Here is a 13,686-nt window from a genome sequence, read left to right as displayed (position 1 = left end):
CCTTATATAAATATCAGACAAATATCCGACCATTATTAAGTACTCAACACACAACAATTGTTTCAGTACGTAATCAACTCAAACGTAGGACTTTACTTATTAAGTGCACCCAGCGTTCCCAAGCACGGGTATTGAACGTAGTCTTTTTAAGGCACCGCCACACACTAACAAAACTTTCTTCAGGCACCGCCCAATAGATTCGGTAATCCTATGATCGAGGTCAGCAACCTGACAAAGCACCTGGGCAAAAAAAGCGTGATCAGCGACTTTTCGTTCTGTGCCCAACGCAAGGAATGCGTGGGTTTGCTGGGCGAGCATGGCGCCGGTAAAACAACATTGCTGAATTTGCTTTCCGGCATGATCAAGCCCACCAGTGGGCATATCAGCATTCAGGGTTTCAGTACCCAGACCGATTCAGTTCTCGCCAGGCAAGCCGTTGGCTACCAGCTTCAAGGGGGAATCACCCATCACACGCTGTCGGTCAAAAGCATCCTCAACTTCGTTGCCGCCGCTCGAGGGTTCAGCGGTGCCGAAAAACGCAGGCACGTGGACCGGGTCGCCACGCGACTGGAGCTACTTCCTGTACTCAACTGCCCCATCGATGTGCTCAGCCAGGACTTGAAGCGCAGAGTCGCGATTGCGCAAGCCATTGCGCATTCCCCCAGCGTGCTCCTGCTGGACGAGCCCATGGAAGGGATGAACGCCGAGCAACGGCTCAAATTCAGGGCGCTTGTTCAGTCCCTTAACGAGGAAATGAGCGTCATCATTGCCTCCCGCCATTACGACTGGCTGTCCGACATCTGCACCCGCGCCCTGGTCATCGCAAGCGGGCGACTGATTATCGACGCTTCGCTGGAGGATTTGCAGCGCAGTTCCCGGCACTTCCAGGCGGTGACACTCGCAGCGGATCCGCCCCTGGATCTACTCGCGCTTGCGGTATTACCAGGGGTTGCAGGCATCGAAGAAGACCGTCTAAACCCAGGCAAAGTGACGGTTCTGGCCATGCCCGGGCACGCCATCTTCCCCGCCATCAATTCACTCATTACCCATCGCGGCTGGAACATAACGTCACTGCATCTGGAGCCAGGTCGCTTGAACGATGTCGTTCACCCTCTGAGCCACGAGGTATCGCCTTGAAACTGCTGCCCCTCATTTTCAAACGCCAACTCGCCAGTTATGCCAGCACCCCCATCACTTACCTGAGCGTGGCGTTTTTCCTGGTGCTATGTGCGGCGCTGGGATTGCACACCTACCGCTGGATGGAGCGAGACAGCAGCGACTTGCAGGCTTTTTTCGAGCTGCACCCCTGGCTCTATCTGCTACTGATACCCAGCTTATCCATGCAAATGTGGTCTGATGAACACAGCGCCGGATTTTCCAACATGATCAAAACCCTGCCCGTCACCTCAGCAGAACGGGTGATCGGAAAATTCCTGGCAGCCTGGGCGGTATGCAGTGCTGCGTTGTTGTTGAATTTTCCTATAGTGATCGCCGCCCATTATCTTGGAACGCCTGATAACGGGGTGATCGCATCACAATTTCTGGCAAGCTGGCTGCTGGCAGGAAGTTATCTAGCTGCCGGTTGTTTTATCTGTGTACTCACGCACCAGCGCCTTGTAATTTTCCTATTGACGACGGGCTTGCTGCTGACCATCAGCGGGCTTTCTTCAATCCTGGATGCACTTGAACATCAGGCACCGATCTGGATAGTTGATAGCGTGATGAGGCTTGACCCGATTTCCCGCTTCAGCTCAATGGACAACGGCAAAATAACACTTCATGACTGTTTATATTTTGTCAGCATGATCCTTGCTTTTCTCTCTGCATCCATTGTCACACTCAACTATAAAAACAGCTGAGAAGGAAAGTCGCTGATGCGATCCGCTCTTCGTACGGGTATGACATTGATCGTCATATCATTACTGTTCCTGGCATTCAATCTGGTCTGGATAAACAAACTACCCGATATTCGCTGGGACTTTTCACAACAGAAAATTCACACCTTATCGCCATCCACGCGGCAACTGCTCGCAACACTTGATAGCCCGCTGGACTTGTATTATTTCAACTCGCTTACTGCACCGAAGAAAAGCCGCATTATGAAACGCTTCGGCCAACGCGTAGAAGACGTGCTCCAGGAATTTGAAGCAGCCGCCGAGGGCATGATCAATTTGCACGTTATTGACCCCACTCCTTTTTCAGAAGACGCCTACAAGGCCAGCTTATTCGGCCTGGATGACACACAGGGATACCTCGGCCTTATAGGCACGCGTGCCGGCCAGGGCACGCAACGTATCGAAGCGTTCAACCCCGACGACGAGCCGTTGCTCGAGTATCAAATCAGCCAGCTGATCCATAAATTGATGCACCCCCAGCGTCCCAGCGTCGGCCTCCTGTCCGGGTTGCCGTTGGATGAGTCCGCCGGACACCTTTTGGAGCAAATGCGCGAGCATTTCAACCTGGTGGAGTTGGCATCGAACATTACCCAGGTGCCTCCATCTGTAGGTAGCTTGATGGTGGTACAGCCACGGGCGCTAGCCGAACAAACGCTTTACGCCATCGAGCAATTTGCCTTAAGCGGCGGCAAGCTGATGGTTTTCATCGACCCGGTGAGCGAGATGGGGGCTGAAACCGTAGCGGTAGACTCCGAGCTGGATGGCCTGTTGACCACATGGGGCATACGGATGCCCGCGAACAAGCTGTTGGTTGACAGTCTTTACGCCTCCTCGGCCTCGCTCGGCCCAGGCATGCCTACCGTATTGCACCCAGCCAGGTTGAAACTGCCACGCCTGGCAATGACCGCGCACGACGTCAGCACCTGGAAACTCGACAGCCTGAGCGTATCAAGCAGTGGCGCACTCTTGCGCACGCGAAAAAGCCGGATGACGTTCACCCCGCTGCTACAAAGCTCCCGGCAGTCTGCGCTGCTGGACGCCGGGCGTTTCGCTTCAGCGACGGCGTTCGATTCACTCATCGACGAAGCTTCCACCTCGGGTCAGCGCCATGTGATCGCCGCTCGCCTGGAGGGGCCGGCCTACTCGGCATTTCCTGACGGTCTCAGGGGGCAGCCGCCAGGCTTACAAAAGGCTGCCCGAATCGAGGTGGTGGTAGTTGCCGATACCGATTTACTCGCGGACGCTGTCAGCCAGACAACGGCCAACAGCAACGTGCAGTTCGTATTGAATACCCTGGATAACCTGGCGGCTCCCGCAGAACTGGCGAATATTCGTCCGCGCCTCACTTCGCATTCACTCAGTACCCTGGAACCCATGCGCGAAGCCGCCGCACAGACCTATCGGGAAACGGCCGCAGAACTGGAACGTCGCCTTGAGCGTACCGAGCAAGCGTGGCAGCGGTTGAATCCACAGCCCACACACTTGGGCACCCAGGCCGTGGACACCAATACCCAATTGCAAGCGCTCAACAAAGAGCGCCTGCGCCTGCCCATGGAACTCCATGCCCTCAAGACTCAGGCGTACGCGCCGCTGCACCGCTTCGAGCGGAACCTGAAGCTGCTGCTGATCGTAACGGTACCGCTGGTTTTATGCCTGATCGCCTGGGTACGTTATCGCTGGCTGTGTCGACGCCGATGGCCGCCCGCGGGCTTCAGCTGAACATTTGGGGTTGGTAATCAGCGACGGGCGATCAGCCCTTGCCGCGCAATCCGCGTCAGTTGGCGGATCACTTCTTCGGCGTTGTCCGCACTCGGCGCCTGGATCACCGCGAGGTCAAAGCTGTTACTGGCAAAACGGGCCAGGGAGTCGCCGTCTTCCACGAACTGGATCAAGAACGCCGAAGGCCGCCCGGTGCGACGTGGCCAGCCGTCCAGGTAACGCAGCAGCGTCGGCTGGTGCTTGCCGCCCAGGAGGATTTTCGGGTTGCGTTGAGTCAGGTCCGCAGTGATCGGGGCCAGGCGTATCAGGGGGCGTAGTGCATTCATCGTGTCGTGTCTCTGCCTCAAAAGTCTGCGGGCAGGTGAGAGGCAACACCGAACCAGCGCTTTAGCGGTATTTCGACCCGTGCCTCCTGACGAGTGCATGGTTCTGTCGGACTGCATCGAGTCCAGTGGCGCCCCGCAATTAGCTGTTTAAATCGGCGCATGAGCAGCATCCTAGAGAAGCTGGCGGGGCAGTGTCAAGAATCCCGAGCAACGAAAAAGGCCCGCACAGGGCGGGCCTCTCATGAGGTGCGAAACGCTCAGCTGGCGATGGCGCGGTCGGCCGACAGTTTGCCGGCGCCTTCGAACAGCACCGCCAGCGAGCCGCCAAGCAGGGCCAGGGCGAATTCATACCCATTGTTGGCCATGAACAGCCCGTTATGAATGTGCACCGAAAGGATCGCCACCAGTGTCAGGAAGGTCAGGCCCAAAGCTGCTGGACGTGCAAGCAGGCCGATGATCAGCGCCAGGCCGGCAAAGAACTCGGTGCCACCCGACAGCACGGCCATCAGCGTGCCCGGCGCCAGGCCAATGCTCTCCATCCACTGTGCGGTTCCCGCCAGACCACCGCCGCCAAACCAGCCGAAAAGTTTTTGCGAGCCGTGGGCAGCGAAGATAATGCCGACGAAAATGCGCAGAACAGTCAGGCCGTAGCCGGCACGGGTGGACAGGACGCGGGTAATCAGTGGGCGCATGGGGTAAATCCTTTTTCAGGTAGGGGTTGGTTGGCCGCTATATTAATCAGTTTAAACAATGATAAAAGCCGAAAAATTGCCTTATCAACATCGATAAAATCGATTATTTGCGAGACGCAACTTTCGCCGCTGGCGGCTCCAGGGACTCCCGCTCCCGATCGAACGCCAGATAGTATTTGTTGACACTATTAACATAGCTGACGCCGCCCATCCCCACCTGCTCCATGGCAATGCGTTCAACCTGAAAGAACCACTGATTGGGGTTGAGCCCCCGGCGCCTGGCTTCGGTGCGCATGCCCTGCACCCGCTCCGGCCCCATGTTATACGCCGCCAGCACAAAGGCCATGCGTTCGCGCTCATTGAGCTTGGGGCTGGCGAAAAACTTACGGCGGATCATCGCCAGGTAGCGCGCACCCGCCTGCACATTACTGTCCAGATTCTCGATATTGTTGACGCCTACCCGCTGCGCCGCCGAAGGCGTGATCTGCATCAGCCCGGTAGGCCCACCGCTATTGCGTGCGCCAGGGTCCAGCGCAGACTCCTTGAAGGCCAGCGCAGCCAGGTTCAACCAGTCCATGCCTTGCTCGCGTGCATGCTTTTGCAGAATCGGGCGCAGTTTCTCCAGGCGTTGACGATCGGCGCGGGCCAACGGGTTGCGCACTTGATAGAGACGTCGATAGATACGCTGGAACGCCACATCCTGGTCGGAGGGGGTGTGATAAGTCTTGAGGAAGCGATCGATGCTCGCCCGCAGCATTGACGCATCCTGGCGTACGAACCAGTACTCGTCACCCGGCTCACTGATGGCCACCTGCTTGTCAAAGCGCAACTTGGGCAGAATTTTCGACCAGCGTTCGGCAATCGGCTTTTCCACGATGGTCAGGTGAAAGATCCCGGCCTGCACCATCTCCAGCACGTCTTCCACCGCCAGGCTCGGGTCGACCCATTCCACCTTGATCGGCGGCTGCTTGTGCAGGGCCAGCTTCTGGTTGACCTGGCTGATCGCATCCGCCGCCGCGCTGCCGGTGGTCAGCGTCAGGGTGCGGCCCGACAACTGCTCCAACCTGGTAAACCGGCGTTCACCCTTGACGCCGACCAGCCACAACGGCACATCGCTGGCAATCGGGGCACTGGCGCTGATCTTGTGCGCGGCCTTCACGTCCAGCAATTCGCCAGGGGCAACCAGGTCGCCTTCGCCACGGGCCAGTGCGCCAAGCAACTGCTCCTTGGCCTTGGGGATGATCTTGAGGTTGATTTGCTGGCCATCACGGGCATGGCCATTGAGGTATTGCTCGAACGCACGCAGGCGATGGTATTCGACACCGATGGCCTGGCCCTGCACTTCACCGGAGCTGTTACGGCTCTGGTTGACCAGTACGCGCAGGGTGCGGCTGGAACGAATGTCTGCCAGGTCACGCACCTTGCCGGGCTTTGTCACTTCCAGCGGCCCATCCAGACGCGCGACCGCCGCCATGGGCAGCAGCAACGTCACGCACACTAAAAGCAAAGCCGAGGGTCGGATCATCCGCTCTCCGGAAAGAATACTGGCCAACGCCTTCGTGAAAAGCGAGGTGTTGGGCGTCAGAAACAGAGCGCTTTAAGCGCTGGCAAGGCGCGCAACGGCGACACAGTGAGAGGCAGCAGGCCCGGCACAATGTCGCTTGCGACGTTCAAAGACAGCGATAACGCGTTGTAGTTCTTCGTTTTTCTTATAAATCTACAGCTCTGATATGCTTTCCGGCCGCAGGCGGAGATAGCACCATGCAACTCATTGATATCGGCGTCAACCTGACCAACCCCAGTTTCGACGAGAGGCACTCGGCCGTTCTAGAGCGTGCTTACGCCGCTGGCGTGCAACAATTGGTGCTCACCGGCACCAGCGTCGAAGGCAGCGAGCAGGCCCTGGAACTATGTGTAAAACTCGATGAAAGCGCGCAACGCCTGTTCAGCACCGCCGGCATCCACCCCCACTCCGCCAGCGCTTGGAACCGCGACAGCGCCCAGCGTTTGCGCGGTTTGCTCAGCGAAACACGCGTGCGCGCCGTCGGCGAGTGCGGACTGGATTTCAACCGTGATTTTTCGCCGCGCCCGCAGCAGGAAAAAGTCCTCGAGGAACACCTGGCCCTGGCCGTCGAGCTGAAACTTCCCGTGTTCCTTCACGAGCGCGATGCCAACCAACGCCTGCTGGAGATTCTCAAGGACTACCGTGACCATCTGCCCGCCGCCGTGGTGCATTGCTTCACTGGCGAACAAGCGGCGCTCTTCAGCTACCTCGACCTTGACCTGCACATCGGCATCACCGGTTGGATCTGCGACGAGCGCCGTGGGACGCATCTGCACCCGTTGGTCAGGGAAATTCCCCGTGGCCGTCTGATGCTGGAAAGTGACGCGCCCTACCTGCTGCCGCGCACGCTGCGTCCGAAGCCGAAGAACGGCCGCAATGAGCCCGCCTTCCTGACCGAAGTGCTACGCGAGGTTGCCCTGCATCGCAATGAAACGATGCAAGAGCTGGCGATGCACAGCACCGCCTGTGCCCGCGCCTTTTTCGGCCTGCCTGCCGTGGAGTGATGCGGCGCATTGACCCATGTCAAAAACGCTTTCCTGAGTAGCGGCACAATAATGGCACCTTGCCAATGCTGTTTCCGCTATCAGAGAAAACCTTCCATGGGTGCCTGGCTTAGCAATATCTCGCTTAAATACAAATTCTGGGCCGTCAATGCGGTGGCCTTCATCACCACCCTGTTGCTGGTGCTGTATGCCGTCCAGCTCGAACAACAGGCGCGCAGCCATGCCTCCCAGGTGTCGGCCCAGGCCCAGGGGCAGTTGCTCAACGCCTGGCCGGCTGACACGCCACTGCCCACTGGCGAGAACTGGCTGACCTTCACCCGTGGCCAAGTCCCACAACGCGCAGGCGAGGATCTCTCAGCCTTGCAAGACGCGAGCGGCTGGATCGAGCTCAGTCACCTGCCATTGTTCGGCGTCAATCCGCTGGTGGGCGCCGAGGTCATCCGCCGTGCCGACGGACAGCAAGTCGCCGTACTCGCATACGCGCCAAGCCTGCGCCAGGTGTTCGGCGAACGTTTCGTCAACTATGCGCTGGCGGTGGCGATCCTGATGCTCGCGATGCTTGGCGCCTCACAACTGCTGATCCGCTTCCTGCTCAGCCAGCTCAACACTCTCAAGGACGTGATGCTGCATGTGGAGAAGACCGGCGATTTGTCCGCCCGCGTGCCCCTGGCCTGCAAGGATGAAGTCGGGCAGATGGCCAGCGCCTTCAACGCCATGCAGGCCGGCTACCAGCGGGTGGTCAACACCGTGGCCCATACTGCCAAACAATTGGACGAGGGCGCCGCGCGGCTGGCCAGCAGCATGAACGAGGTGCAGCGCGGCATGCTCGGCCAGCAAAGCGAGACCGACCAGGCCGCCACGGCGATCAACGAAATGACCGCCACCGTCTACCACATTGCCCAGCACGCCGGTGCCACCCGCGACCTCTCGCAAACCGCCGACACCCTCGCCGGCAGCGGGCAGGAAGTGGTCACCCGCGTGCAACGTTCGATTGCCGGGCTGTCCAGCGGCGTGCAACAGACCGCTGAGATGATCCAGAAACTCGCCGAAGACAGCCAGAAAATCAACAGCGTGGTCGGGGTGATCCACAGCATCGCCGAACAGACCAATCTGCTCGCCCTCAACGCCGCCATCGAAGCTGCCCGCGCCGGAGAAATGGGCCGTGGCTTTGCGGTGGTCGCCGACGAAGTGCGCAACCTGGCCAAGCGCGTACAAAGCTCCACCGACGAAATCACCCGCATGGTCTCGGCGCTGCAAGCCGGCACCCGCGACGCGGTGGACTTCATGCAGGAAAGCTCGTTCAAGGCTGACGACTGCGTAAAACAGGCCCAGGAAGCCGGTGCCGCACTCGCCGACATCACCGGCGCCGTGGCGCAGATGCGCGAGAGCAATACCCAGATCGCGGTGGCCGCTGAACAGCAAAGCCATGTCGCCGAAGAGATGAACCGCGCAGTGGTGAGTATTCGCGATGTAACCGAGAACACCGTGCGGCAGACCGTAGATTCGGCGACCACCAGCCATGCACTGGCGGCGTTGGCGGGAGAATTGAGCACAGCGATTGGGCAGTTGAAGCTGTAGGGCCGTTCAGACCGTAATCCGATTCCTACGACCAAGCCGCAGCCTACCTGAGATTAAGACGAAACTTCCTCGCCACTCCCGCGAATAACGCCGACTTCTTTTACCGACGAACCTCTGCAAAGTCCCTCGCCTGATCAAACAGTGCGAGGGAGTGCAGATGGTTTTTTTCGTTAGAGCCCAGGTCGCCAGGGCCGTCTTTTGATTCCGGTGATTGCCAGCTTTGTGCTGGCCCCCATGGACCCCGAAGCGCCAGATGTTGAAAGCATTCTTCGGAATTTGCGCGACTGCCTGAATACGTTCGACGACTGGGCCGACAGCTTTTTAAGTGGCTCGGCACTGGAAGTGGAGCAGGTGTTCAAGGTCGGGGAAGACGTCGCACTGGTTGCGCCGATCTCTTCCGACATGCCCAGTCGCACCGTCGCCATGTGCAAAGCCCAGGGTGGGCTGACCCTGGTGCACCTGTTCGAAAGCACCCGGTTCGTGCCGATCGGCAACACGCCGGTCACGCTGCAAGCCATCGCCAAGGACGGCAATCCCATTGGCGCGCCGCTGCAGCGAACCATCGGCCCCAGCGGCATTCTTGAAGTCCCAGAATGCACTCGCGACCAGCGGTACCAGGTCACCTTTTACCCCAACGTTTCCAAAGATCACGTCAAGGCGCTGTATGCGTCCTACCAGTCGGTGATCGCCGGGCTGGAAGCTGAACTGCGCCAGCAATGGAACGAGCGCTTCAAGCTTCAGTGGACAGATTTTGCAAACGCCCCGCCCTTCACACGCAGCGCGAAACAGGGCGCGGCCTTTGCAACCGGGATTGGCAAGGCTTTTTACAACCTGTGGGACAACATTACCGAGCTGTACGACCTGCTGGCGAACCTCAAGTCCAACAGCGAACGGTTGTTGAAGTACATCTCCCAAGCCGAACTGGATCAGTTACTCAAGCTGGGTAAAGACACGCTCGCCCAGGGTTTACTGGTGCTGAGTGATGAGCCGCTGTTGTTCATTTATCTCTCGGCGGCGGTGGCCTGGATGCGCATGTTGCCGCCGCCCGAGATGTATGAACTGCTGGGTGAGATTACCGGCGAAGTGTTGATCAATCTGTTGCTGATATGGGCGACGCGGGGAATTGGGGTACAGCTTCGGTTGGGGGCTCAGGTGCTCAGCCAGGTCAAATCCGGACGGGCGCGGGCGCTGTTGGAGCTGCTGGCCAAGCAGGTTGTGGGGCCTGGGCTGGAAACCCATGTGGAGGCGGCCAAGCCGGTGTTGCTAAGCAGTGCGGCGACGCTGGTCAAGGCAGTGCCGGTGGCGCCGTTGAAGGCGGGTGACACGCTGGTTTCGAACCCGGTGCCGGCGGTGCGCAGCAAGACCCAGCGTACGGCGTTGGTTCGGCAGGAGGCGGTGGATGATGTGCCTGCCGTGGCTTCGAACCCGAAGGGTGATGCGGCGGCCTCTGCGGATAAAACCGTTACTAACGGTTGCCCGGTGTCGATGGTCACTGGCGAGGAATTGCTGACGCTTACCGATGGCGCGCTGGATGGGGTCTTGCCGTTCGAGTGGACGCGCTTGTATCGCAGCAGTGCGGTGGAAGTGGACTGTGGGCTGGGGTTTGGCTGGAGTCATGCGCTGGCGCAGCGGCTTGTGGTGGCGGGCGATTCGGTGGTGTGGACGGACCATGAGAATCGCTCGACCACCCTGCCCTTGCCGACGGCTGCTCGGCCGGCGATTACCAACAGCCTGGCGGAAGCGGCGATTTACTTGGGGTCGTTGCCTGATGAACTGGTGCTGGCCCAGGGGTCGCGGTTCTACCACTTTCGCGACGGTGGGCTGACGGCGATCAGCGATGCGTATGACAACCGGCTGTTGGTTGTCCGGGATCGGTTGGGGCGGATCGAGCGGTTGGATAACGGTGTGGGCCGTTCGCTTTTGTTGCGTTATGAATTCGACCGCATCGTGGCGGTGGACTACCAGATTCATCGCGCCACGGGGCATGAACCCTTTGTTTGGGTGACCGAGCAGAACGTCGTTGCCTACGCCTATGACGGCGCCGGACGACTGGTTTCAGCGACCAATGCTGTCGGTGAAAGCGAAGTTTATCGGTACGACGAGCAGCACGTCATTCTTGAACGGCAGTTGGCCGGTGGGGCGCGTTTCTTTTGGGAATGGGAGCGCGTTGGCAAGGCGGCGCGCTGTGTCCGCCATTGGGCCAGTTTCTCGCAGATGGACACACGGTATGCCTGGGGCGATGACGGTCGAGTCACCGTGCACAACGCCGACGGCAGCCAGGAAGTTTACGTACATGACCAGCGGGCGCGATTGGTACAGCGCATCGATCCCGACGGCGCCCAGCATTTCAAATCCTACGATGACAAGGGCCGTCTGACCGTCGAGCAGGACCCGCTGGGTGCGGTGACGGCCTATCAATACGACGAAGCCGGACGCTTGGTCGCGCTGTTTCCGGGGGATGACGAGCCAACATCCTACGAGCATGACAACGGTTTCGTACGGGTTGTAAGACGTGGTGAGGCGGTCTGGAAATACGAGCGTAATGACCAGGGAGATGTCATTCGCCAGATCGATCCGGATGGCAACGCGACCGACTACAGCTACGACAAACAGGGACAACTGACCGGGGTTTGGTACCCCGACAACAGCTGCCATCGCTTGGTGTGGAATGAGCGCGGGCAGCTTGTTGAAGAGCAATTGCCCAATGGCGGGATCAAGCGCTATCGCTATGACGACCTGGGCCGGCAGGTTGCGCTTGAGGATGAACAGGGCGCGCTGACCCAGTATCAATGGGACGCCGTAGGCCGGTTAGCTCGCTTGGTACTGCCGGACGGTGCCACACGAGAATTCAGCTACAACCCCTACGGAAAAATCATCGCCGAGCGCGACGAACTCGGCCACGTCACCCGCTACGAATACGCCGACGGCCTGCACCTGATCAGCCGCCGCATCAATGCCGACGGTACCCAGGTCAAGTACCGCTACGACAACGCTCGCTTACTGCTCACCGCCATCGAAAACGAAGTCGGCGAAACCTACCAACTCGACTACCACCCCAACGGCCTGATCCAACAGGAAACCGGCTTCGACGGCCAACGCACTGCGTATGCCTACGACCTCAACGGCAACCTGTTGGAGAAAACCGAATACGGCGACGATGGCAGTCAGCTTGTCACTCAATACCAGCGCGACCATGCCGGCCGCCTCGTAAGAAAAACCCTGCCCGACGGCAGCGTTGTCGACTATGCCTACGACCGCCAAGGCAACCTCCTCAGCGTCGACGACGGCCACTGGTTTCTGGCCTACGAATACGACCGCCAAAACCGCCTCACCGCCGAACACCAAGGCTGGGGCACGTTGCGCTATGGCTACGACGCCTGCGGCCAGTTAAAAAACCTGCGCCTGCCGGACAACAACCGCCTCACCTTCAACCACGACAAAGGCGGGCATCTCGCCACCGTCGAACTGAACGGTGCGCTGCTGACTTCCCACCTGTTCAAAGCAGGCCGCGAACACCAGCGCCAACAAGGCCAACTCCTCAGCCACTACCACTACGACGACCAAAACCGGCTACATACCCACGCCGTCACGCAGCAGGAAAACCACCTCTACCAACGCCACTACGACTACGACAAAACCGGCAACCTCACCCGCCTGCACGACACCCGCAAAGGCGAACACCTTTACCACTACGACCCACTCCACCGCCTGACCCGCGCCGATCACTCGCAAGACATACAAGAACGTTTCGGCCACAACCCTGCCGGCAACCTGCTCATGCAAGACAGGCCGGGCCCGGACATCGTTGCGGGTAATCGGCTGATGATCCAAGGCGATCACCATTACGACTATGACGCCTTCGGCAACCTGATACGCGAGCGACGTGGCAAGGGTCATTCACTCGTTACCGAGTACCGCTACGACTGTCAGCACCGGCTGATCGGCATCACCAAGCCCAACGGCCAAACCGCCAGTTATCGCTACGATCCGTTTGGGCGGCGCATCAGCAAAACCGTGGATGGAATCACCACAGAGTTCTTCTGGCAAGGCGACAAGCTGATCGCCGAACACCATGCAGATCGTCATCGCAGCTACCTCTACGAACCCGACAGCTTCCGCCCATTAGCACTGCTGGAAGGCTTCGGCCCACAAGAAACCAAGCCCTACCACTACCAACTCGACCACCTCGGCACACCGCAAGAACTCACCACGCCCGAAGGCGAAATCGTCTGGTCCGCCCACTACCGCGCCTACGGAGAAATCAGCCGTCTCGACGTAGGCAAAGTCGACAACCCGCTTCGTTTCCAAGGCCAATACTTTGACCCGGAAAGCGGCCTGCACTACAACCGCCATCGCTACTACAATCCGGACATTGGTCGTTACCTGACGCCTGATCCGGTGAAGCTGGCGGGTGGGATCAATGCATACCAGTACGTGCCCAATCCTACTGGATGGGTGGACCCGTTAGGGCTGAGCGCTAACTGCCCGCCTAAAGGCAGGCATCATTCAGCCTGTAAAACTCCAAATGAACCCGACGCACCCGATGTTTCACGCAAAGGTGCCTTCAGACAAGCGAAGAGAGACGCCGGGATACCGATGGTTCAAAACCCAGACATGGTAGTAGACCTAGACACAGGGAAAACTAAACAATACGTCACTGAAAAAATGACGGACAAAAACGGAAAAACAGTTCTGGATGATGCAGGGAGATCCATCGAAACAAAGGTTTATCAATTTACAAGATCAAATGGCTCTAAGGTTCTTATCCAAGACCACTCAGCAGGACATAAATTCGGCAGAGTAGATGGTGTTGGGGACCATTCGTCACACTTCAACTTACGCCCGATCGAAAAGCCTCGAAAAGGCTATCTTGAAGGAGCAAAGAAACATTATTCATTCAGGAAATAA

The 13,686-nt window shown here is 58.7% G+C and carries 9 protein-coding genes; 6 read left to right on the top strand and 3 right to left on the bottom strand.

The window, feature by feature from the left end; translation table 11 throughout:
* Positions 1–210: 210 nt before the first annotated feature.
* From C4J84_RS08360 to C4J84_RS08350, 3 genes are read left to right on the top strand one after another with little or no spacing between them, the layout of a single operon-like run.
* Positions 211–1,137, top strand: coding sequence for an ABC transporter ATP-binding protein (locus tag C4J84_RS08360; protein ID WP_124370114.1), 927 nt, complete (start codon positions 211–213; stop codon positions 1,135–1,137).
* Entirely contained in the window at positions 1,134–1,859 is a 726-nt protein-coding gene (locus C4J84_RS08355) for an ABC transporter permease (protein WP_124370113.1), read from the top strand. The genes C4J84_RS08360 and C4J84_RS08355 overlap by 4 nt, the downstream gene beginning before the upstream one ends.
* A 15-nt stretch (positions 1,860–1,874) precedes the next feature.
* The gene (locus tag C4J84_RS08350; RefSeq protein WP_124370112.1) at positions 1,875–3,614 is read left to right on the top strand and encodes a Gldg family protein; all 1,740 of its coding nucleotides are present in this window, start codon (positions 1,875–1,877) and stop codon (positions 3,612–3,614) included.
* 17 nt (positions 3,615–3,631) lie between these two features.
* Here the strand turns inward: C4J84_RS08350 and C4J84_RS08345 are convergent, their stop codons facing one another.
* From C4J84_RS08345 to C4J84_RS08335, 3 genes are all read right to left on the bottom strand, one after another.
* Positions 3,632–3,940 carry a class I SAM-dependent methyltransferase gene (locus C4J84_RS08345; RefSeq protein WP_124366363.1) on the bottom strand — a complete coding sequence of 103 codons (309 nt, stop codon included), beginning with the start codon at positions 3,938–3,940 and terminating at the stop codon, positions 3,632–3,634.
* 257 nt (positions 3,941–4,197) lie between these two features.
* Positions 4,198–4,632: a DoxX family protein gene (locus C4J84_RS08340; RefSeq protein WP_124370111.1), complete on the bottom strand. Its 435-nt coding sequence runs from the start codon at positions 4,630–4,632 to the stop codon at positions 4,198–4,200.
* A gap of 103 nt (positions 4,633–4,735) precedes the next feature.
* Complete coding sequence (locus C4J84_RS08335) at positions 4,736–6,157, bottom strand: transglycosylase SLT domain-containing protein (RefSeq protein ID WP_124370110.1); 1,422 nt, start codon at positions 6,155–6,157, stop codon at positions 4,736–4,738.
* 236 nt (positions 6,158–6,393) lie between these two features.
* Here C4J84_RS08335 and C4J84_RS08330 point away from each other — a divergent pair, with 236 nt between their 5' ends.
* The 3 genes from C4J84_RS08330 (at position 6,394) to C4J84_RS08320 (ending at position 13,686) form a co-directional block, all read left to right on the top strand.
* Positions 6,394–7,200 (top strand): TatD family hydrolase, encoded by an 807-nt coding sequence (locus C4J84_RS08330; protein WP_124370109.1) that lies wholly within the window; start codon positions 6,394–6,396, stop codon positions 7,198–7,200.
* A 96-nt stretch (positions 7,201–7,296) separates the two neighbouring features.
* Positions 7,297–8,778: a methyl-accepting chemotaxis protein gene (locus tag C4J84_RS08325; protein WP_124370108.1), complete on the top strand. Its 1,482-nt coding sequence runs from the start codon at positions 7,297–7,299 to the stop codon at positions 8,776–8,778.
* 198 nt (positions 8,779–8,976) lie between these two features.
* Positions 8,977–13,686 (top strand): RHS repeat-associated core domain-containing protein, encoded by a 4,710-nt coding sequence (locus C4J84_RS08320; RefSeq protein WP_124370107.1) that lies wholly within the window; start codon positions 8,977–8,979, stop codon positions 13,684–13,686.

Source organism: Pseudomonas sp. R11-23-07, assembly GCF_003852295.1.
Lineage (GTDB): Bacteria > Pseudomonadota > Gammaproteobacteria > Pseudomonadales > Pseudomonadaceae > Aquipseudomonas.
The sequence above is the reverse complement of the archived record's forward strand: the minus strand, read 5'-3'. Positions and strand labels throughout refer to the sequence as shown.

Bases quoted from the DNA above. Each gene is read 5' to 3' on its own strand.
- C4J84_RS08330 (WP_124370109.1), top strand. From the start codon at position 6,394: ATGCAACTCATTGATATCGGCGTCAACCTGACCAACCCCAGTTTCGAC.
- C4J84_RS08325 (WP_124370108.1), top strand. From the start codon at position 7,297: ATGGGTGCCTGGCTTAGCAATATCTCGCTTAAATACAAATTCTGGGCC.
- C4J84_RS08335 (WP_124370110.1), bottom strand. From the start codon at position 6,157: ATGATCCGACCCTCGGCTTTGCTTTTAGTGTGCGTGACGTTGCTGCTG.
- C4J84_RS08360 (WP_124370114.1), top strand. From the start codon at position 211: ATGATCGAGGTCAGCAACCTGACAAAGCACCTGGGCAAAAAAAGCGTG.
- C4J84_RS08340 (WP_124370111.1), bottom strand. From the start codon at position 4,632: ATGCGCCCACTGATTACCCGCGTCCTGTCCACCCGTGCCGGCTACGGC.
- C4J84_RS08345 (WP_124366363.1), bottom strand. From the start codon at position 3,940: ATGAATGCACTACGCCCCCTGATACGCCTGGCCCCGATCACTGCGGAC.
- C4J84_RS08350 (WP_124370112.1), top strand. From the start codon at position 1,875: ATGCGATCCGCTCTTCGTACGGGTATGACATTGATCGTCATATCATTA.